This is a genomic window from Algoriphagus sp. AK58, from assembly GCF_014324365.1.
In the GTDB taxonomy this organism is placed as follows: domain Bacteria; phylum Bacteroidota; class Bacteroidia; order Cytophagales; family Cyclobacteriaceae; genus Algoriphagus.
The window spans coordinates 90152-111138 of sequence record NZ_QEIG01000001.1; the positions used below are offsets into that span (position 1 = coordinate 90152).

Below are 20987 nucleotides of genomic sequence, written 5' to 3' on the forward strand. Positions count from 1 at the left end.
ATTTTTTTGTGACCAATTTCTATAAGCATTGAACGCGTTCTGAGTCTGTTTTGGATCTCCCTTCGGGGGTCGTACCTGTATACCTAACATTGTTTCCTACCAATATCAGACCCGTTCCGGGTCAATCTTTCAATTTTCTGGTCCTCTGAAAAGCTTTCCATTACATTTCCATCCTAATCCCGAAGGGATTTATAAATAATGATAAAGATCTATTCGACCCTGCCTTCCGGTAGGCAGGCCCTTTAGGAGGCCTTTATCGCAAGAAGCAAATGGGTATTTTGACATTTTTTAAGGCAAGCTGCGACTGCCTTTCCCGATTTTTTCTGGAAAGCGATCTTAACCAGTCTTGTCCTCCATTTGGTGTTTTTTTTAGCTAAAAAAGAGTATTAGCTCTGTTCAAAAGGTGGCATTAAAACCAAGTTCAGAGGTCCTGAGAATTAGTTAGGAATTACATTCAATCAGTTTTTTGAACACTACCTATATGCAAAAAATAGCCTTTGATTGAAGTTTATAACATCTTAAGGTTTCATTTTACTTCTGAATTTTTTAATTTGAATTACAGATCTTTTATAAATAGAATGAATCGGCTAGCAGAACTTCGCTCTTTCGATATTTTAGATACCGATCCGGAAATTGAAATGGATGAGATTGCAGAAATGGCAAAAGCAATTTTTAACACTCCCATTTCTGTGGTTTCATTCATGGATGACCATAGACAGTGGTATAAAGCCAAGATTGGAGTCAAATGGTCAGAGGTACCTTTGGAGGATACATTTTGTCGTTTTACTCTGGGCACACCCGATGAAACACTTGTAATTCTTGACCCTTTATCCGACAAAAGAGTACATGAAAATCCTTTTGTGACTGCAGCTGATGGTATTCGATTTTATGTGAGTGCTCCTATTGTTTCTTTTCAGGGCAATGTGCTGGGAACAGTTTGTGCATGGGACCACAAGAAGCATGAGGTAAAGGACGCCCAATTAGAGGCGTTAAAGTTATTAGCTAAACGAGTAGCTATTTCTCTGGAAACGAGAAAAATCCTTAAAGATCAAAATCAAAAAATCGAGCTTTTTGGCCATAAACTTCAAAAGCTAACTGAACTGTCGCCTGGTGCTTTGTTTAAGTTAAAAACTGACCCATCGGCTAAGAATATAAAGTTGGATTTTTTAAGTTCTGGAATTTCCAGATTAATTCCGGAGGCCGATCGAGAAGCAATTCTTACTCATCCTACGGTCTTTTTAGATTGGATTAGTCCAAATTTAAGATTTTCATTTTTGCGTCAATTTATCCATTCTGCAAAATGCAACAGCTCTTTTGAAATGGACATCCCAGTCAGTCTGGATGGTAAGAGTAAAATTTGGCTATGGATTAAAGCTCGACCTGAGTTTGAAGACGGTGAAATCAATTATTACGGCACCTTACAGGACATAAGTCAAAAAATTGCTCATATCAATTCACTAAAAAAATTCCTATTTGATATCTCTCATAAGCTACGCGCCCCCGTAGCTAAAGTCAAAGGTGTAATACATCTTATCCAAGATGAAAATAGCCCTGAAACTACCATGGAAATGACTCCAATTCTATACCGGAGCATAGATGAATTGGATCAAATTTTACATCAATTGAATCACGAGTATTCCGAATTGATCAACTTTGTTGAAGATGATAATTGAAAAATGAAGTCAATAGAATCCGATTTTTTAAGCTGGATTGGCTAGGGTATTCCTTTCTTAATCCCAAAGGGATTAAATGATGATAAAAATCCATTCGACCCCTTTATAGGGGTCCTACCTTTCAAATCGTCATATATTTTTTTAAACATCACACCCATGCTAGGTAGGTTTGGATTCAATTGAATAGAAATTTGGCTTTATCCCATTCCTAAAGAGCTGGGATTGAATAGTGCTTTTCCAAAAATCCCGATTAGAAGTGAGGTAGCGAAAGCCAAGATTTTACCAATGTTGAGGCTGTTTTCAAAGCTTAAACTTCATCCTTGAGCACTTGAATTACTCCTTTTGCAAAATCATTGATGCTGAAATCCTTTTTGGGTGTGTATCCAAGTCTCACGATTACCAGATCCTCGGAAGGTATCACCAAAATCCACTGCCCTTCAAATCCCCCTGCGTAAAATGCATCGTTGGGTAAATCGGGTAACAGCTTATCGGATGGTTTTTCTTTTTTTCCTGCATTCAGCCACCATTGGGCGCCATATTGACCAAGGGGTGCTGCGGGAGTTGGCCGGGTAGCAAACTCAACCCAATCCTCGGATAGGACCTGTGTTCCTTCCCAATTTCCCCTGTTCAACATCAACAAGCCAAACCTGGCAAAATCTCTTCCCGGGGCAAAGGCAAAGGATGATCCGACGAAAGTACCTGAGGCGTCTTTCTCCATGATGGTGTTGTGCATACCGATTTTGTAGAAAAAGTCCTCGTAAGGAAGGCGTTGGTATTTTTCCTCACCGAGTTGGTTTCTCAAAATCTTGGAAAGAATATTGGTGGTCCCGGAGGAGTAATAAAAGTAGGAGCCAGGTTCATATTTCAAAGGTTTGGAAGCCGCTATGGCCGCTGCATCCGGCTTTAAAAAGAGCATGTTGGTAGCATCAGATACACCGCTATAATCTTCCACCCAATCCAGGCCATTGGTGGCTTGCAGCATATTTGTCAGGGTGATTTTGCGTCTTTCGTCTGTCCAGTCGGGGAGGAGGTTTTGCTGATCCAAAGTCATGATTCCTTTATCGACTTGCAGCCCTACTAATGAACTGATGACACTCTTTCCCATTGACCAAAACGTGTGTTTAGTAGTGATGTCGTGATCATTTCCATATCCTTCGGCTACCAATTCCCCCTTGTGCACCACCAAAATCATGTGAGTAAGTTTGGCCTTTTGTTCCTCGCTTTCTAATTCATAGTGGATCATCTCCTGAATTTTCCTGTAGGGAGCGAGCTGGAGAATGGAATCATTGAGTACGTTGCCATTTGGCCATCTGACTGTATCCTGTGACCAAGTTGGTTTTGAGGCTGGATAATAGGTTTGATTTCTAACATCTGATTCACTTTCTCCGGATAGTAAAGTGCATCCTTGTCCTTCTCGATAAATGGCAACCCGTTTTGCCAAATGAAACACACTCCCGGTTACTTTTTGCCCTTCCCGATCCACTTCAAAATCCCCCATACTAATGGGGAAGGATCTCAATTCTTGATCGTTTACCGAATTTTCGGTTCTACCTGCCACAAATACGCAGCTGCACATGATTTTTGCCCCATAGGAACTGATCAAAGGGAAAGATTTCCAGACGTAAGAAATTCCATACATCAATCCGATGGATAAAATAATCAAGGCAACTAAGCGGAACTTTTGTTTCATAAAGTGATTGAATTCAGGGGTGAAAGAAGGAGTCCTTCTATGGAAAGATAGGAAAAAGTGAGGTGATAATTATTTTCAAGAAATAGGCTATCTCCCGGAAATGAAAGGCTTTAATCGTTTGTAATTCCAAGTAATTGGAAGACGATTTTTTGGGTATAAACCCCTTGGACAGGGAAATCACTTTAGCCCATTCCGACCTTTTGTCGGCAGTCAAAAAATCCATAACTTATTCTGTTGAGAATCAGTGGTTTTTTCTCAATTCTATTTTTAAACCCTTTTACTTTTTCCAACGCTATGAAAAACAAATTCGACCGATTGGCAGACCTTTTGGAGTCCAAATGGAATCAGATCCCGGATTCCTCGAGAAAGTTTCCATTTTCATTAAAAAATGAGCAAGGATTAGAGCGGATTTTTGGAATCGGTACTCCCCAATTCTCCATCCACCTTACCAATAATCAGGCAGTCGCTGCCTTGAGCACCTTGGATCAGGAGAAAATTGCCAAAGCCTACCTCGATGGAGATTTGGAGATAGAGGGAGCGATCCTGGATGTGCTTTCGCTTAGAGACTTGTTCACAGACAATAAGTGGATCAATTTTGCCTGGAGATTAATCCAGCCGGTTCTTTTTGGTCAGGTCAAAAGTGACAAGAAGTGGATCGCACAGCATTATGATCTGGATGCGGAGTTTTTTAAGCTTTTCTTGGATTCCAGGCATAGAGCTTATTCACAAGCGGTATTTGCCTCAGATGAGGAATCTTTGGAAGATGCTGAAACCAGGAAGTTTGAGTTTGTACTGGAGGCCATTAAGGCTAAGCCAGGTGATCATATTCTGGAAATTGGGGCAGGTTGGGGTTCATTTGTAGAATTTGCCGGGCAAAGAGGGATTAAAGTCACCTCTTTGACTATTTCGGAAGCCTCCAGAAAATTTGTTCAAGGAATCATCGATTCTCAACATCTACCCTGTCAGGTATTGTTGGAGCATTTTTTTCAACATCAGCCCGGATTTCAATACGATGCCATTGTCAATTGCGGTGTAACGGAGCACTTGCCGGATTATGCCGGTTCTTTGATTCACTACCAAAGATTACTGAAGAAAGGAGGAGTTCTTTACTTGGATGCCAGTGCAGACCGGACACGTCATTCCCACGGGACTTTTATGAACAAGTATGTTTTTGAGGGAAATGGGCATCTGATGGTTTTGCATGAGTACCTTGCAGAAGTGGCTAAAACCTCTTTTTTGCTCAAGGGAGTGTGGGATGACCGTCATAATTATTACCTCACCTGTAGGGAATGGGCAAAACGCCTGGATGAAAATCGGGAAAAAATCGAGCAGCGATGGGGAAGGGCGCTTCATCGAACCTTTCAACTGTACCTCTGGGGAAGTGCAGAAGGATTTTATACAGGAAAGTTGCAGGCTTACCGGGTAGTCCTACAGCTGCACTGAAATCAATCGAGGTAACTGAGTTAATCGAGGGAAATAAGCCGGTAAACTGGATCAAGAAGGGACCTTGACTCGAAATCTTCAAAAATACTATATAATGCCTCTTCACTGGCTGTATAGAGTGAAATGGTGGGCCCAGCTGGGCTCGAACCAGCGACCCTTTGATTATGAGTCAAATGCTCTAACCTGCTGAGCTATGGGCCCTTTTTTAGCCTCAATTTTCAGCTTCTGAAAGCCTCAAACCTTGGTTTTGGGTGTGCAATGTTACATATTTGAGTCCAATTACACAACTCGTATTTCGAATGAAAAATACTCCTGATGTTGACTTTTTAATCTTTGATCTGGGCAATGTGATTATTGATATTGACTACGACAGGACTTTTCGCCTGATCAAATCCATGGTTCCCGAAGCCCTCCATGACCGGGTAGGTCAGTTTTATCTGACTGATTTTCATAAAGCTTATGAGAAAGGATTGATTGATTCGCCTAGGTTCCGAGATGAGGTCCGAAACTATTTTGAGCAGCTTTGGACTGATGATGAAGTTGATGATCTCTGGAACAGTCTTCTGGGAAAAATTCCTTCAGAAAGATTGGATTTAGTCCGAAAACTGAAAGAAAACTATCAGGTCGGTGTCCTGAGCAATACCAATGAGATCCATATTGAGGGAGTTTATAAAATGCTCAAAGAGGATCATCAATTAGAAAATTTTGATTCTTTGTTTGACAGGATATTTTATAGTCACGAGATGGGGCTTGCCAAACCTTCTGCCGAGATCTATGAACAGATGCTGGGGGATTTGGGAACGACTGCCAATCGAGTTCTATTTTTTGATGATTTAAAGGCGAATGTGGAGGGGGCTGCCGCTGTAGGAATTCAGGCAATTCATGTTACAGGGCCTAGGGTGTTATTTGATTTTTTTGGAGATGTTTAGTTTCAAGGAGTATTTAAGACATAGTATCCTTTTTGTACTCACGCTGGTTACGACCACTTTGGCAGGAGGAGAGTGGGTCTATGGAAAGTCGATCATGGTTTCCGGTGACTCTGCATTGACTTGGGAGTATTTTTTCAAGTCCATGGCTTTTTCCATCCCATTTATTGGGATTCTTCTGATTCATGAGCTTGGTCATTTTTTTACTTCCCTTTATCATAAAGTCAGGTGCACGCTGCCTTTCTTCATCCCTGCTTGGTTGGGTTTTATTGGGGCCCCGTCCATTGGTACATTTGGAGCGATTATCCAGATGAGGGGCTTTGTCAACAGTCGGGTTAAATTTTTTGACATTGGCATTGCAGGACCCTTGGCAGGTTTTGTCGTGGCTTTGGGGGTATTGATTTATGGATTTACCCATTTGCCCGAGGCAGATTACATCTATCAAGTCCATCCCGAATACGCTGACCCCAATTTTCAAGGATATGGCGAGGATGTGTTGGATTTTGAGCTGGGAGGAAATCTTCTGTTTTGGGGTTTGGGAGAACTCCTGGCTGATCCGGAAAGATTACCGGTGATGTCGGAAGTGATTCATTATCCCTTTCTTTTTGCCGGGTATTTAGCCTTGTTTTTTACCGCACTCAACCTGTTGCCTATAGGGCAGCTGGACGGTGGTCATGTGATTTTTGGGTTGTTTCCCAAGGGTAATCAATGGATTTCTCTAGTGGCATTTACCGCGTTTTTGGCTTATGCAGGATTAGGAGTGATCAGTCCAAATCAACCGGTAGAAGAATTAATCATCCGGATTCCTCTTTACGTGGGTTTTCTGTTTATCTGCTACACCAAGTCTGGCCTGTCCAGTCAAAACAAAATCACCTTGGCCCTTACCTTGGCAGCCGCCCAGTATGCATTGGCCTTCCTCAAACCTGAATGGGAAGGTTATCAAGGGTGGTTGTTTTTCGGATTTTTGCTCGGAAGAGTAATGGGACTAAGACATCCTGAAGTAAGTGAGGGGAATGAACTGGATGGTAAACGGAAAATTTTGGGATGGATCGCCATTGTGATTTTTATCCTTTGTTTTTCTCCACAACCGTTCATTTTCAAATAAAAAACCGGGCTCTGATCACAGAAGCCCGGTTCTACTTTTTTTTAGAGAGCCCGGTAGGCTAAAATTCCGCCGAGGACATTTCTCACTTTGGAGAATCCCTTGGTCTCCATAAACTTTTTAGCATTGCCGCTTCTCGCTCCTGATCTGCAGTGGATGATGATTTCTTCATCTTTGAACTGCTCCAATTCAGCAAGACGGTGGGGAAGTTCTCCCAAAGGAATATTGTCTGCCCCTAGGTTATCCTCTTCATATTCCCATTCTTCGCGGACATCGAGGAAGTGGAATTTTTCTCCCTTCTCGAGTCTTTCTTTAAGTTCACTGACGGTGATATCTTCCATGTTATTTTTTCACTAGGATTCGAAATGATTTGGGCCCGGTGGTGGTGATAAGGTTTAGGACATATATCCCGGGTCTTTGTCCTCTAAAATTAATCATTTCCCCTTGAACCAATTGTTCTCTTGGTAATAAAATCTCTCTTCCAAAGGAATCTACGATTTTCAGATCGATGAATTCGCCTTCGATCATCAGTTCATCGACTACCGGATTGGGGAATATTCGGAATCCTGCATCAGGAAGATTATTACCCCCGTCCTCCGAAAATTTGCTGACATGGGGACGAATCATCAAAGAACCCAGAACTTCTGTATTCTGAGCCCAACCTCCTCCGACGTTATAGAAAATCTTATCCCCTTGGTCATTCAATTTATCAAGTCCCACCTGGATGAAACTGTTGGTAAACTGAGTGAATCCCACAAAAAATTCACTGGATACTTCTATCCTTTCCTCAATGGGGAAGTAAACCAATTTTTGTCCGGGCTCTCTCACCGGTATGACAAATTCTTTGGAGTATATCGGCTTAAGGCTCAGGTCCTCCCAGATCACTAAATCAATTGCTTGATTGGCTTGGGTAGGATCGGTAAAATAGATCGAAATACCTTTTATAAAAACAGGTTCAGGACTTTCATATTGCACTGCCAATTGCCCGGACCGTTGGTTGATTCCTGCAGCATAATCGGCATCCCCATGGTCATAAGCAAAATAATCCCGTACCGGAAACCGGGTTTGAATGGTATCATTCACTCGGTAGTCCAGGCCTGGATATCGGATGGTGTCTCCTTGATTGATTTCAAATAGAAATCCATCTCCGGTAGTGAGATAGGTTTTGAAAATGAGATCTCCGGGCTGACTAAGAAGGGGTATTTCATCAAAAGTCCTGCTTAAAAAAGATCTTCTCTCCAGACTGTTTGGTACCGGGTTGAATGGAGTATTTGCGTTGATGCTAGAAAGGATTCTTCCTGTCGTATCTGCGGCAAGGATGGAATATTCCATAGCCCTGAATCTGGAGTCAAGGTTCAGAAATTCATTTTTGACGGCAGTCCACTTTTTGCCTTGGTGTTTTTCCATCAATTCCCAAGGGTAAGCCCCAAATCCATCCAATCGTACCTGATTGGATTGCGTTAACGCGCGGTCGGGGTAAGTCAAATTCGAGGGTGACCGCTTAACATTCAGGTAGATATAATCCAGCAACCAGGAATCGAAAGGGCCGCTTTGTCTTCCATTGGAAAAGAATCTAAACTGAAAAGCGCTATGCTGCCATTCAGGTCTAATCTGAATGATTTCCTGAAAAAAGCGGGTTCTGTTTACTTCCTCTCCTCCTCGTTGGAACCAGACGGTTTGCCAAGAGCCTTCTGGATTGAGTATTTGAAGCGAAAGTCGATCGCTTTCATCCGGTGCTTCTGCTTTACCTCCGGCTTGCCAAAAAAAACTTAAATACAGGCTTTGTCTTTGGCTGGGATCAATTCCGGATAAATCAAAGGGTCGACTGGTAAGGTAGTCGCTTTCTCCTTGATCTCTGATCTGTAAGGAATACGGAACACCTGATTCGTTAACTCCATTGAATAGGGCCATTCCTACAGAAGGCGCGTTGATTCCAATAGTCTCGGTGTAAGACACTCCTTCCACTTTCCATTTGAGCGTGTCGATGCCTCTGGAAAAATCATCCCAAAAGGGAAGTACATTGGATTCAACTGTTCTTGAATTTTCGGTTGAATTTCCCCTTGCTACATTTTTTGTCCGATGTACGGGTCCAAATTCCACAAATTGGGCAAAACCAAAACTGCTTTGCAACAGCAAAGTGAAAAAAAGGATGGTTTTGAAAGGGAAATTGGTTTTCAACTTATTGGTTTTTAGATATCCAAAGGTCTATCATTTCGCCAGTACGTACTTCTGTTCCCGAAGGAGGAGATTGGAGATAAACTTTTCCTGGAGCTACTGAATCCGTGGCATTGAACGTTTTTCTTCCCACTCGTAATCCTGAGCCTAAAATCAGAAACTCAGCATCTTCTTCTTCCATGCCGATAAGACTTGGAACCATCAAAATCTGATTCCCCATTCCGTCACCTACTACCAAGTCTATCTTGGATCCTTTGGGTACTTCAAACCCTTCTCTTATGGTGACACCTCTATATCGCTGTTCCAAGACAACGTTGATACCGATATCTGGCACATAGATGATGTCCCCACGCTCTAGCCCCAGATTACTTAGCATTTCTTGGGCATTTTTCAGCGGCATATTCTCCAGATTAGGCATTTTAATTATTGGAGCGTTGCGTGCATTGAGGGTAAGGTAAATTTTTCTTCCACTTTTCACCTGTGAATTGGCGGTAGGAATCTGCTTGAGAATAGCTAAGGCAGGCTGTTCGGTGCTGAATCCTGAATCCGGGGACACTTCATATTGAAGCCCGGAAGATTCCAGTAGATCTGAGGCTTCCTCGAAAGTATATCCAGCCATATCAGGTACCGAAACGGTTTCTCCATGGTTGGTATAGAGTGGTAGGTAGACTTTCAAAAACAAAAAACCCAAAAAAACCGAAATGCCGAAGATGATGGCAAGATTGATCAGGACTTTTTTCAGACTATAGCTAAATGGATTCATCGAGTGAAATGATTCTGACTAAGATAAGCCGTAAATTTTATCTATCAACGTACAAATTTGGCAAAAACAGACTAATTGCCTTGGCAAAAAATAAGCCGAAGCTGAAGGCTTCGGCTATTTTTAAGGTTAATTAATGACCAAGCGCTTGATTTCCTGAAGGGTAGGGCTGGTTATTTTTATGATGTACAAGCCCGGACTGAACATTTCCCGGGTGAAGGTATAGGTTTGGTTCAAGGTATTAGGGAAAACCAATTCCTGAACCAAGGCACCTGTGGAAGAAATGATCTGCAGGGTTACAGATTCTCTTCGAGGAAGGTTAAATGCGATGTTGAAGTAGTCAACTGCCGGATTGGGGAAGAGAATCGTGTTTCCTTCGGCAGGGATGACTGGGTCTGGATTTGCGCTGAGGAAGAGTTCGAGATTATCCAGGTAAACCGGAGAATTTTGAGTTCCTACGACATTTAATTCAAACGCTAATCTGACCAAGTTTTTACCTTGCCCTGCAAACTCGGTAAGGTTTACATACTTTCTTTCGTAATCTCCCGCTGAGTTAGGATTGGCTTCTCCCGTATTCACAGTGGATAATTCGCTGCCGGTTGCAGACCATATTACGCTATATTCTTCCCCACCATTAACACTAGCCAACAGTCTGAGAGTAGTGGAAGGATTTACTGCTCCAGCCGCTACATCGAAGAAAACACTGGCCTGTCTACTCACAGAAAGGTCAAAAACTGGTGTGCCTAACCAATACGAGTTTCCGTTTACACCGCTTTGTAGTCTTGCTACGTTATTGGTTCCTGTTCCTGAGGTTACGGGAATTACTTGCCAGGCCGTTTGGTCCGCCTCAGGGTTGATCGTAAGCCAAGGATTGAGATCAGAGCTGGAGTTGAAATTTTGCCTCCAAGGCACCTCTGTCACGCTTGGATTTTCAATATTGAATCTCCTGAACAGTGGTGCAGCAGGGAAATTTTGATCAAAGTTGGGCTCAGAAACTCCAAAGCTCAAATTGTTTTTTCCATCAGATGTGGAATTGTTAATACTCAAATCCACCGTTTCTCCCGGTCGGATGTTAGCACCCGAGGCAACAAATACTCTGTTTCCTGAATTGTTGGTGTTTCGGGTAAACAAGAATCTGGAAACAGTTAAATTTCCTGTATTGGAAACCCTCACTACTTCCTCCTGATGGTTCCCACTGCTAATAGGCGATGGGGTAATGATTCGGTCTACTTTCAATTCATATTTAAATTCTTCAGTGGGAAGAATTCGGATATTTCTCAGGTAGATATTGTTCCCGTACGAGTTTTTGGAAATGATGGCCACCCTTACTTTTCCAAGGTCTTTGTATTTACTAAGGTTGACGAGTTCTGTCCTGAATTGAGAAGAACTAGTCGGGATAAACTCGTCTAAGGTAGGTTCCGAAGTTTGAAGTCTGGTACCACTTTTTTGGTAGGCGGCATTGATTAAGTCGAAATCAAAGGAACAATCCGGAGCAACCGTAACGATGACCTCGTCCTGGAAACCATTTTGATTGTAAGGGCCATGTGCCAATTCAAATACTAACTGCGCATTTGGATTTTGGGTCAAATCAATTTGAGGCGAAATGAAATAGTCCAATTGGCCTGGTGCTTCGTATTCGTAATGTCGGATATATACAGCAGGCTGGGAGACTCCATCCACCGTAATATTAGTTCTTTCCCAGGTGAGCGATTGATCTGGATTGCTGATCACCCACTGGGCCGGGAAATTCGAGAGATTCAGATTATAGGGCAGAGCAATCTGTCCCTGTAAAACTGGGGTGGAGGTTCTGGTATTGTTTTCAGGTTTTAGGTCGGTGTCATCATTGACCTCAACCACGGTAAATTGAAATTGATTAGCCTCACCTGAAGTTGTGATGGTAGAAAAAGCCACGTTTTGACTTTGTCCGGTTTGAAGGTTGAGATTAAACCTTCTGCTTTCTACCAATTGTCCGTTTCTCCTGAATTCGATTCTTGCCGAAGTAATGGTGATGTTTCCTGAATTGAGAATTTCAACTTCAGGCGTGATGGTAAGATCACAAATCGCATCTGCTGGTTGAAGGATTCTGGTAAGAGAAAGGTCTCTGTCAGGAAGCACGGGTTCTTTGGTCGCTCTGTTGTTGACTAGGGTCACTCTTCTGGGGCTGTTGGCCAAGACCACGTCAAATCGTTCGACTTGACCTTTTGTGAATAGGTTCATACATGGGTCCGGCGTGTAATCCATGTAGTTTTGGATCATGTTGTTGGTGCCACAGGAAAACCTACTGGGGTTTGCATTACAGATGTTGTTGGAGTTGTCTTGGTCAGGTGTGTCAGTCACAAAATCATCCACACCGCATCCTCCATCTCCCCAAATGTGTCGAAGACCAAGGTAATGGCCGACCTCGTGTGTGGCTGTACGTCCTCTTGAGGCTGAGGTAGCGCTCCCTCCAATACCTAGAAAGCGATAATCGATGGTCACTCCGTCTGCGATCGCAGGAAACGGAGAAAAATTAAGTCCGGGAAGATCTGAAATGGGAAAAGAGGCATATCCAATGAATGGGGATACCAAAGGGACTACCCATAAGTTGAGATACTCTTCTGGATTCCATTGGGAAAGCTGACCTATCAGGGTTGCATCATCAGGGGTGTAGGTGGTCTTTGTGCCCTGAAGTCTGACAATCCCTGTAGTGGGTAGACCGTTGGGATCCTGCTTGGCAAGTACAAATTCAATATTGGCATCTGCGGCTACGGGCAAAAATTCGGCAGGCGTCCGATCTGCGTCCGCATTTAATCGTCTAAAATCCTCATTGAGGATGCGAATCTGTTCGAAAATCTGTGAATCCGGAATATTTGGTCCTACACCCACTGCCGAGCCATTGTGAATTACATGCACTACAACCGGGATTTTCCGAGGTCCTTCCAGGATTCTTGCTATTTGAGGCCGGCTTTTTTGAGCCTCTATTTTCCTGTTCATCCAATCTTCAAAAAAATCTTTCGATCCAAAGACCCCAAGTTCTTTTTCAAGCTGCGCTTCCAAAACGGTATGGGCACATTTTTCAGAATGTGCATGACCATTTGAAGAGGTAAAAGACGAACCAAAGTCCTTGAGCTCTATCTTTTGCCCAACAACATTGGTATTTAAAACAAACAGTCCCCCTATGAGCAGGGGGAAAATTCTAAAAAGCAAGGAAGTTATTTTCATTTAGTCGACTTAATCAGGCCATGGTAAGGTTCACGGCTTCAACCCGGGTGATTTCGGGTATGGCTCTTTTTATGGCTTCCTCGACTCCGGCTTTCAGTGTCATGGAAGACATGGGACAAGAACCACAATTGCCCATCATTTCTATTTTCAGAACAAAGTCATCGGTAAGCTCTACAATTCTCACATTTCCCCCATCAGCTTCCAAATAAGGTCTGATGGTGTCTAGCGCAAATTCTATTTTCTCTCTTAATCCTGGTTCCATTAGTTCAATTATGCTTTTATTTCTACTACTTCTGTTTTTGCCACAGAGGCGTTTCTGATCGCGATCTGTCTGGCTACCTCTTCTGCAAGCTGCATGTAGGCATCTTTGGTCAATCCGTTTTTAAGAACTGCCGGATACCCGGTGTCACCGCTTTCGCGAATACTCTGGACAATCGGTATTTCTCCCAAAAACGGAACTTGATACTTTTCGGCCAACTTTCTTCCGCCTTCCTTGCCAAACAAATAATATTTATTCTCAGGCAATTCCTCCGGCGTAAAATAAGCCATATTTTCTACAACACCTAAGACAGGAACATTAATTTGAGGTTGTCTAAACATGGACAAACCTTTATTTGCATCTGCCAGAGCCACTTTTTGAGGAGTGGTCACGATCACTGCACCGGTGACGGGTACGGTCTGAACCATGGTGAGGTGAATGTCAGAGGTGCCAGGAGGCAGATCGATCAATAAATAATCAAGCTCACCCCATTCCACGTCGGAAATAAATTGTCGGAGTGCAGAACTTGCCATAGGTCCTCTCCACACCACAGCGCTGTCTGTTGGAGTCAAAAAACCAATTGACATCATCTTCACCCCATACTGCGTAATCGGGATAATGACATTCTTTTCTCCGATTTTTTTCACGGCGGGTTGCTCACCCTCTACATTGAACATCGTCGGAATAGAAGGACCTGAAATATCTGCATCGATCAGTCCCACTTTTGCGCCAAGCTGTGCCAAAGCGACGGCTAGATTGACGGAGGTGGTTGATTTTCCTACTCCGCCTTTTCCGGAAGCAATGGCGACGATATTTTTTACCTCAGGCAAAATAGGAGCGGCATCCCGGACTGTAGTCACTTGGGAAGTCATAAAAATATCCCATTCCCAATCTGTCCCATAATCTTCTTCCAATGCTTCGATGCAATTGTTTTTGATTACTTCCTTAAGCGGACAGGCAGGTGTGGTCAAAACCACTTTAAAGCTTACTTTTTTTCCTTCAATATGTATTCCTTGAATCATTCCCAAGGAGACCAAATCCCTTTTTATATCAGGATCTTGAACTCTGGAGAGTGATTTTTTTATGGATTCAACAGTCAGTTGCATGGATAGATTAAATTTTTCGCAAGTTAGGTCAAGAATACCGCTTTGGAAAGTTCGCACTTCAGTCAAATGTAAACTTCCCAACAATGGAAATGGTTCTGAAAACTCATTCACTTCCTTTTCCCAACTGAGCGATTAACTTTGTTTCTTTCCTTTTCCTATGAGTATAAGTAAGCTGACCAGTGATAAAGTAAAAGAACGCGCGGATATCGTGGAGGTAGTGGGCGATTATGTTCAGCTGAAAAAAAAGGGGCAGAACATGTGGGCTTGCTGTCCATTTCACGGAGAAAAAACGCCTTCCTTTTCCATCTCTCCTGCAAAGCAGATTTACAAGTGCTTTGGATGTGGCAAAGCTGGTGACCCGATCCAGTTTGTCATGGATATTGAGGGAATTGGCTTTCAGGAAGCTATCCGACATTTGGCAGGTAAGTATGGAATCGAAGTAGAGGAGGAGGAATCCCGTACTCCGGAACAAAACCTGGAGCAAAGTGAAAGGGAGAGCCTTTTTATCGCACTCAATTTTGCAAAGGATTTTTTTGTCAAAAATCTGGAAAGTGAAGAAGGCAAATCGATTGGATTAAGCTATTTCAGAGAAAGGGGCTTTACTCCACAGATCATTCAAAAGTTTGATTTGGGATATGCGCTTGATGGTTGGGACTATTTGCTAAAAGCGGCCAAAGCGGCTGGATACAAAGAGGAAATTTTACTCAAAGCAGGATTGATCCTTCAAAAAGAGGGAGATCCGGAAAGAATGTATGACCGATTCCGAAATCGGGTGACGTTTACCATTCACAACATCAGCGGAAAGCCCATCGGATTTGGCGCCCGTATCCTGACCAAGGACAAAAATCAACCCAAGTACATCAATTCGCCCGAAACGCCGATCTATCATAAAAGTGATGTCTTGTATGGCATGTTCCAAGCCAAAAAGGCCATCAGGGACTTGGACAATTGCTTTTTGGTGGAAGGGTATACCGATGTGATCTCTATGCATCTTTCCGGGATCGAGAATGTGGTTGCTTCCTCTGGTACCTCGCTCACGGACGGACAGATCAAGCTGATCAAGCGCTTTACCAATCAGGTGACGGTCCTGTACGATGGAGATAATGCAGGAATCAAAGCTTCGCTGAGAGGGATTGACCTACTGTTGGAAGGCGGTTTGAATGTGAAAGCAGTGGTTTTTCCCGATGGGGAGGATCCGGATAGTTTTTCCAGAAAAGTTGGTTCTCAGGCCTTTCAGGATTATCTCAAAGAAAACAGTAGGGATTTCATAGGATTCAAGATTGGTCTGTACCAGGAGGAAATAGCCAAAGATCCCATCCGAAAAGCAGAAGTGATTCGGGAGGTGGTTCAAAGTATCGGTAAAATTCCCGATCCGATCATTCGCTCAGTCTACACGAAAGAAGCTTCCGGGCTACTTGAAATCGAGGAAGGAATTCTGCTCTCTGAGCTCAACAAAACCCTGATTAAGACCCAAAAAGACCAGTTTCAAAAAGCGAAAGAGGAAAAAGAAGCAGAAGATCAGCTGGAGGAATTGATTCCGACGCAGCAGGTGGAGATTTCTGCTGCCGAAACCTTAAAGCTTCAAGAGAAAGAGACGGTTCGGTTGTTGATCAATTACGGTTGGCAAAAATTGGATCACGAGAATTTACATCTCTGTCAATATTTATTGTCAGAAACGGAGGGAATCGAGTTCCAGACTCCGATATACCGCAAAATTTTGGAACTCTATCGTACCCGGCTTAATCAGGGAGAGATTCCCACACATGACTATTTTGTTTCCCAAAGGGATGCGGAAGTAAAGCAGGAGGTCATAGATCTGATCACACCCAGGCATGAAATATCCACCCATTGGCATGAACGCCATCAGATATTTATCAATACTGAGTCGGATGATCTTGCCCAGACAGCTTACAAATCAATTCTCAGACTGAAACGGAGATTGGTTCAAAAAATGATGGAGGAAGCCAAGCAGAAGATCAAATCAGCCGAACTCGATAAATTGGAGGTGGAGAAAGTCCTTGAGCTTCAGCAGATTTATTTTGAACTGAAAAAAGTTCAGGTGGATATAGATAAAGAACTGGGCATAGTCATCGGATAAAAACCAAACTTTCTTTGGTCAGTCCCTGTTTTAAGAGGGAAAGAAGCTACCTTTGTTTTCGCAATTATCCTTTCAAATTCAATTCCAGTGGAAAACTTTCAGCTAGATCCAATAGAAGACGCTATTGAAGCCATCAAAAACGGAGAAGTAATCATCGTGGTCGATGATGAAGACCGAGAGAATGAGGGTGATTTTATTTGTGCTGCTGAAAAGGTGACACCCGAAATCATCAATTTCATGGCCACACATGGTAGGGGATTGATTTGTGCCCCATTGATCGAGGACCGATGTGATCAGCTAGGATTGGAACTGATGGTGGGAAATAATACCGCCGCATTTGAGACTCCCTTCACCGTTTCCGTTGATTTGATCGGTCATGGTTGTACCACCGGGATCTCTGCATCAGACCGGGCCAAGACCATCAAAGCCCTTATCGATGATTCGATTCACCCAAGTGAATTGGGTAAGCCGGGACATATTTTTCCGCTAAAAGCAAAAAGGGGAGGAGTGATCCGGAGAGCCGGTCATACCGAGGCTGCCATTGATTTTGCCCGCTTGGCGGGTCTTCAGCCAGCCGGTGTTTTGGTGGAAATCATGAATGAAGACGGCACCATGGCACGATTGGATGATCTGTTCAAAGTAAGAGAACGGTTCAATCTCAAGTTGGTATCCATCAAGGATTTAATTGCTTATCGTCTGAAAAATGAATCCCTGATCAAAAGGGAAATCGGAGTGGAAATGCCCACCACTTGGGGTGATTTTGGCCTAATCGCTTTCAGGCAGACCAATACCCAGGAAATTCATATGGCCCTGATCAAGGGTGCCTGGGAAAAGGACGAACCTGTGCTGGTAAGAGTGCATTCCTCCTGTGCCACGGGAGACATTTTCGGTTCGTGTCGCTGTGACTGCGGTCCTCAGCTGCATGCTGCCATGGAAATGGTGGAAAAGGAAGGAAAAGGAATAGTCCTTTATATGAATCAGGAAGGAAGAGGAATCGGTCTGATCAATAAACTGAAAGCATACAAGCTTCAGGAAGAAGGAATGGATACCGTTCAGGCGAATCTCGCGTTAGGCCTTCCGATGGACGGTAGAGATTATGGAGTAGGTGCACAAATTCTGAGAGACTTAGGAGTATCTAAAATCCGTCTGATTTCCAACAATCCGCAAAAGAGGGTTGGTTTGTTGGGCTATGGATTGGAAATCGTGGAACAAGTTCCTATCGAAATTCAGCCCAACCCACACAATGAAAAGTATCTAAAAACGAAACGTGATAAAATGGGCCATAACATTCTCAAATAAGGAATAAATGGTAAATTATCTGTTCCGAAGCGTAGCATAAGCCAACTCTACGGCGTTAGGTTCGTATACCAAAGCAAAGTTTGACACCCATGAAAAAAGCCTCACTACTAATCAGCCTCGTTTTTTTGAGCATGATGACCGTTTTGGCCCAAAATCAATTTCCCTCCCAAGTTTGGCATAAGGGAAATATTTTTATGGTGGATGGGTCAGCTGTCAGCGGTCAAGTCAAGTATGATATGGATAATAATTTGGTCCAGCTTCAGGCAGAAACCGTAATTACCTTTACCGCTTCCAATGTGAGCAGCTTTGAAATCTACGACGAAACCTATGGTGGCATTCGGAAGTTTTACAGTCTGCCTTACGCCTTAAACGGCAACTATGAGACTCCTATCTTTTTCGAGGTTTTGACCCAGGGAGATAATATCGCTTTGCTTTGCAGAGAATATATCGCAACAGATACCCGGGGAATGAATAATTGGGGAACCATGGGAATGAATCCATTTTGGGGTCCACCGAATTTCACGGGCTACAGATTGGCTTTTAACTATTATTTCCTGAAAAACGGCAGATTGGAAAAATACAGCCTGAAGAAAAAAGACCTTTTTGCCATGCTTCCAGGGCATGATGACGAAATCGAACTTTTTATGAGAAAGAATCGCCTCGAGCACGATAAGCGGGGGGATTTACTTAGAATTACTGCCTATTACAACGAATTGCAGAATTAAACTCCATGTCCAAACCATTGATCCTCGTCTCTAACGACGATGGAATTACTTCCAAGGGAATCCGTGTACTGGTTTCCGTTATGAAAAAGCTAGGCGATGTAGTCGTCGTCGCGCCAGATAGTCCTCAGTCCGGTATGGGGCATGCCATCACGATCGGGGAAACTTTACGCCTCTATGAGGAGGATATTTTTGAGGATGTATTGGCCTACAAATCCAGTGGAACTCCGGCGGATTGTGTCAAGCTAGCCAAGCATTATGTCCTGAAAGATCGCACTCCTGATTTAGTCGTCAGTGGGATCAACCATGGTTCCAATACATCCATCTCAGTATTATACTCAGGTACTATGTCGGCTGCGATTGAAGGAGCTTTGGAAGGGTATCCTTCAATTGGTTTTAGCCTTTGCGACTTTTCTTCCAAAGCAGATTTTTCCCATGTGGAAGAATGGGTGGAAAAGATCGCTCGCCAAGTATTGGAGAACGGCATAGCCAAGGGAGTGGCTCTGAATGTCAACTTTCCTCCCAAGCGAAATGAACCCATCAAGGGAATCAAAATTTGCCGTCAGGCCGATGCCAAGTGGCAGGAGGAGTTTGCAGAGCGCTATGATCCTACTGGCAGGAAATACTTCTGGATGGCTGGCAACTTTGTCAACTTCGACAAAGGAGAAGACAATGACGAATGGGCTATAGCAAACAATTACATCTCCATCGTGCCTTGCCAGTATGATCTAACAGCCTATCACGCCATTTCTCAGATCAACAAGGACTGGGATTGGGAAAAGCTGAGCCAATAAAGCAGGAGGCTGTCTCTTATATAGGGACAGCCTCTTTTCTTAAAGCTAAAGCTGATTTTGGAGAAAACTATTTTACAGTTCGAGGATTAGCGCTCCGTCTTTGATATCTGATTTATTCAGAGTAACCATCTTTTTCTCTGCTTGCATTCCTCTTTTGGAAACCGTGATTTCCAATTCCATTTGCTCTTTTCCATCCTCCCATACGATTCCCCTGACCATTTCTTTCTCCTTGGTATAAGCATACACTTTATGTCCCTGGTGATTTTTCAGGGAAACGGATGAAATACCGATTTCAGTGGAAGATCGGAATTTGAGTAAAACATCTCCTTTTGAAATGAATTCCAAAAACTCACGTTCATCTTTTCCAAGGACCTTGGATATAGTTCGATAAAGCTCGAAGCCTCTCAATCCATCGTTTTTGTAGATGATTTTACTGTCTCTATCCAAAAGAAAAGTGGTTGGATAGGCATTGATCCGATAAGATTTGGTGACATCTTCCTGGTCCGAATCAGGGTAATGATGCATCACTTGCTTCCACTTGATCTCGTTTTCTTCGATGAATTTTTTAAGTTTTTCAGGATCATCATAAGCCAATCCGACCATTTCAAACTGGTCTGGTCCGAAGAAATCAACCACATCTCTCAGGAAGGGGATTTCACCGATACAAGGGCCACACCAAGTTCCCCAGAAATCAAGCATTGTGACTTTCCCGTTGTAGAGCGAAAAGGGTTCTCCGGAAAGGGTTTTACTTTCTATCGGAATAGCCTTGGAACCGATCTGTGTACTGATCCACTCTTGGCCTTCGGGAAATTTTTCCAAGGTGATGGATCTTCCCCAAGGGTCAACCTTGGCTAAAGTATACTTCGTGTCTCCAATAAAAACTACTTCTCCGATTTGTTGATACACCCGACTGAACAATGGGATGGAATCCATGAATTCGCCTTCTGGGAGAAGGTAAGCATCGGTTGTTAAATCAGAGAAATAGACGTTGTTAAACCCATTGCCCAAATAAATCCGATACGATTTGCCGTTTGCTTCAAATTGTCCGGACATGTGCTGGTCGTATCGGTAAATAGTCCCTAACGGGTATCGGATAGGATCAAGAATGTAATAGAGGGTGGAGGGCTGAATTTTTCCTTCAATGACCTCGGGGTAGCTCACCGCAATCGGGCTGATGAATTGGTCAAGTTGGGCAGGATTTTTTGTTGCTTCTGCACTGATGGTGAAAACTTCAGCATCTTCAAAAATCTCATTTCCATTTTGATCAGCCCAAATGGCGATGGATCCGTCGGCATTTTTCTTGGTGGCAAATCGTACATACCAATTGTACTCGGTGATATTTTCATTTGGGATAAACTTCTGGATATCAATATTTATAAGTGAGGGGGAGGATCCCATTCGTTCCAAAATCTGCTCCTCCAGCTTCTCTTCCAAGATACCTTTCTTAGTGAATGCAAAACGATTGGGAATATCAATGAATTGCTTAAATCCCTCTGGTAAAGGGATAGAATCCGGGAATGCCTCCGTAAGTAAGCTGCTTTGATTATTGGTTAGGGGTTGGAGAGTGGCCCCTGTTTCTCGAAATGGACCAATTCCTTTTTCCATTGAAAGTTCAATGGTCAGTTGTTCGGGTAGTGGGTTTTGGGCAAAAAGCGAATGAGAAATCAAAAGTTGAAATCCAAAAACAGCTAGATAATGTTTCATGGTACTTAAATAATATTTCTAAACTAAATAAGCCT

16 protein-coding genes and 1 tRNA gene are annotated in these 20987 nt (G+C 43.1%); 8 read left to right on the plus strand and 9 right to left on the minus strand.

The genetic code is table 11. The annotated features are described in order from the left end of the window. Positions 1-578 precede the first annotated feature (578 nt). On the plus strand, positions 579-1673 hold the full coding sequence (locus tag DDT91_RS00390; protein WP_187174137.1) for a GAF domain-containing protein: 1095 nt from the start codon (positions 579-581) through the stop codon (positions 1671-1673). A 307-nt stretch (positions 1674-1980) separates the two neighbouring features. Here the strand turns inward: DDT91_RS00390 and DDT91_RS00395 are convergent, their stop codons facing one another. Further along, a complete protein-coding gene (locus DDT91_RS00395) occupies positions 1981-3363 on the minus strand; it encodes a serine hydrolase (RefSeq protein ID WP_187174138.1) in 1383 nt (460 codons plus the stop codon). Positions 3364-3657: 294 nt separating this feature from the next. Between DDT91_RS00395 and DDT91_RS00400 the strand changes: the two genes are divergently transcribed. Next, entirely contained in the window at positions 3658-4806 is a 1149-nt protein-coding gene (locus DDT91_RS00400; RefSeq protein ID WP_187174139.1) for a class I SAM-dependent methyltransferase, read from the plus strand. Between the two features lie 124 nt (positions 4807-4930). On the opposite strand, the gene DDT91_RS00405 is transcribed toward DDT91_RS00400, so the two are convergent. Next, positions 4931-5007, minus strand: a tRNA-Ile gene (locus DDT91_RS00405). A 98-nt stretch (positions 5008-5105) separates the two neighbouring features. Between DDT91_RS00405 and DDT91_RS00410 the strand changes: the two genes are divergently transcribed. Together DDT91_RS00410 and DDT91_RS00415 are read left to right on the plus strand one after the other, a co-directional pair. Beyond that, a complete protein-coding gene (locus DDT91_RS00410; protein ID WP_187174140.1) occupies positions 5106-5735 on the plus strand; it encodes an HAD family phosphatase in 630 nt (209 codons plus the stop codon). Beyond that, positions 5728-6837 (plus strand): site-2 protease family protein, encoded by a 1110-nt coding sequence (locus DDT91_RS00415; RefSeq protein ID WP_187174141.1) that lies wholly within the window; start codon positions 5728-5730, stop codon positions 6835-6837. The genes DDT91_RS00410 and DDT91_RS00415 overlap by 8 nt, the downstream gene beginning before the upstream one ends. 41 nt (positions 6838-6878) lie before the next feature. Here the strand turns inward: DDT91_RS00415 and DDT91_RS00420 are convergent, their stop codons facing one another. The 6 genes from DDT91_RS00420 to DDT91_RS00445 form a co-directional block, all read right to left on the minus strand. Then, positions 6879-7175, minus strand: a complete 297-nt coding sequence (locus DDT91_RS00420) for a rhodanese-like domain-containing protein (protein WP_187174142.1) — start codon at positions 7173-7175, stop codon at positions 6879-6881. 1 nt (position 7176) lies between these two features. Further along, a complete protein-coding gene (locus DDT91_RS00425) occupies positions 7177-9012 on the minus strand; it encodes a T9SS type A sorting domain-containing protein (RefSeq protein ID WP_187174143.1) in 1836 nt (611 codons plus the stop codon). A 1-nt stretch (position 9013) separates the two neighbouring features. Next, positions 9014-9772 carry a PASTA domain-containing protein gene (locus tag DDT91_RS00430; RefSeq protein ID WP_187174144.1) on the minus strand — a complete coding sequence of 253 codons (759 nt, stop codon included), beginning with the start codon at positions 9770-9772 and terminating at the stop codon, positions 9014-9016. Between the two features lie 126 nt (positions 9773-9898). Next, positions 9899-12970 (minus strand): M43 family zinc metalloprotease, encoded by a 3072-nt coding sequence (locus DDT91_RS00435; protein WP_187174145.1) that lies wholly within the window; start codon positions 12968-12970, stop codon positions 9899-9901. Between the two features lie 13 nt (positions 12971-12983). Next, positions 12984-13232, minus strand: a complete 249-nt coding sequence (locus DDT91_RS00440; RefSeq protein WP_187174146.1) for a NifU family protein — start codon at positions 13230-13232, stop codon at positions 12984-12986. A gap of 8 nt (positions 13233-13240) precedes the next feature. Further along, complete coding sequence (locus DDT91_RS00445) at positions 13241-14335, minus strand: Mrp/NBP35 family ATP-binding protein (protein WP_187174147.1); 1095 nt, start codon at positions 14333-14335, stop codon at positions 13241-13243. A 157-nt stretch (positions 14336-14492) separates the two neighbouring features. Here DDT91_RS00445 and dnaG point away from each other — a divergent pair, with 157 nt between their 5' ends. From dnaG to surE, 4 genes are all read left to right on the plus strand, one after another. Continuing rightward, positions 14493-16433, plus strand: a complete 1941-nt coding sequence (gene dnaG, locus DDT91_RS00450; protein ID WP_187174148.1) for a DNA primase — start codon at positions 14493-14495, stop codon at positions 16431-16433. An 81-nt stretch (positions 16434-16514) separates the two neighbouring features. Continuing rightward, the gene (locus tag DDT91_RS00455) at positions 16515-17732 is read left to right on the plus strand and encodes a bifunctional 3,4-dihydroxy-2-butanone-4-phosphate synthase/GTP cyclohydrolase II (protein ID WP_187174266.1); all 1218 of its coding nucleotides are present in this window, start codon (positions 16515-16517) and stop codon (positions 17730-17732) included. Between the two features lie 89 nt (positions 17733-17821). Then, on the plus strand, positions 17822-18457 hold the full coding sequence (locus DDT91_RS00460) for a hypothetical protein (RefSeq protein ID WP_187174149.1): 636 nt from the start codon (positions 17822-17824) through the stop codon (positions 18455-18457). A gap of 5 nt (positions 18458-18462) precedes the next feature. After that, entirely contained in the window at positions 18463-19248 is a 786-nt protein-coding gene (gene surE, locus DDT91_RS00465) for a 5'/3'-nucleotidase SurE (protein ID WP_187174150.1), read from the plus strand. A gap of 72 nt (positions 19249-19320) precedes the next feature. Here the strand turns inward: surE and DDT91_RS00470 are convergent, their stop codons facing one another. Then, positions 19321-20952, minus strand: coding sequence for a peroxiredoxin (locus DDT91_RS00470; RefSeq protein ID WP_187174151.1), 1632 nt, complete (start codon positions 20950-20952; stop codon positions 19321-19323). Positions 20953-20987: the final 35 nt, after the last annotated feature.

Bases quoted from the DNA above. Each gene is read 5' to 3' on its own strand.
- DDT91_RS00390 (WP_187174137.1), top strand. From the start codon at position 579: ATGAATCGGCTAGCAGAACTTCGCTCTTTCGATATTTTAGATACCGAT.
- DDT91_RS00395 (WP_187174138.1), bottom strand. From the start codon at position 3,363: ATGAAACAAAAGTTCCGCTTAGTTGCCTTGATTATTTTATCCATCGGA.
- DDT91_RS00400 (WP_187174139.1), top strand. From the start codon at position 3,658: ATGAAAAACAAATTCGACCGATTGGCAGACCTTTTGGAGTCCAAATGG.
- DDT91_RS00410 (WP_187174140.1), top strand. From the start codon at position 5,106: ATGAAAAATACTCCTGATGTTGACTTTTTAATCTTTGATCTGGGCAAT.
- DDT91_RS00415 (WP_187174141.1), top strand. From the start codon at position 5,728: ATGTTTAGTTTCAAGGAGTATTTAAGACATAGTATCCTTTTTGTACTC.
- DDT91_RS00420 (WP_187174142.1), bottom strand. From the start codon at position 7,175: ATGGAAGATATCACCGTCAGTGAACTTAAAGAAAGACTCGAGAAGGGA.
- DDT91_RS00430 (WP_187174144.1), bottom strand. From the start codon at position 9,772: ATGAATCCATTTAGCTATAGTCTGAAAAAAGTCCTGATCAATCTTGCC.
- DDT91_RS00435 (WP_187174145.1), bottom strand. From the start codon at position 12,970: ATGAAAATAACTTCCTTGCTTTTTAGAATTTTCCCCCTGCTCATAGGG.
- DDT91_RS00440 (WP_187174146.1), bottom strand. From the start codon at position 13,232: ATGGAACCAGGATTAAGAGAGAAAATAGAATTTGCGCTAGACACCATC.
- DDT91_RS00445 (WP_187174147.1), bottom strand. From the start codon at position 14,335: ATGCAACTGACTGTTGAATCCATAAAAAAATCACTCTCCAGAGTTCAA.
- dnaG (WP_187174148.1), top strand. From the start codon at position 14,493: ATGAGTATAAGTAAGCTGACCAGTGATAAAGTAAAAGAACGCGCGGAT.
- DDT91_RS00460 (WP_187174149.1), top strand. From the start codon at position 17,822: ATGAAAAAAGCCTCACTACTAATCAGCCTCGTTTTTTTGAGCATGATG.
- surE (WP_187174150.1), top strand. From the start codon at position 18,463: ATGTCCAAACCATTGATCCTCGTCTCTAACGACGATGGAATTACTTCC.
- DDT91_RS00470 (WP_187174151.1), bottom strand. From the start codon at position 20,952: ATGAAACATTATCTAGCTGTTTTTGGATTTCAACTTTTGATTTCTCAT.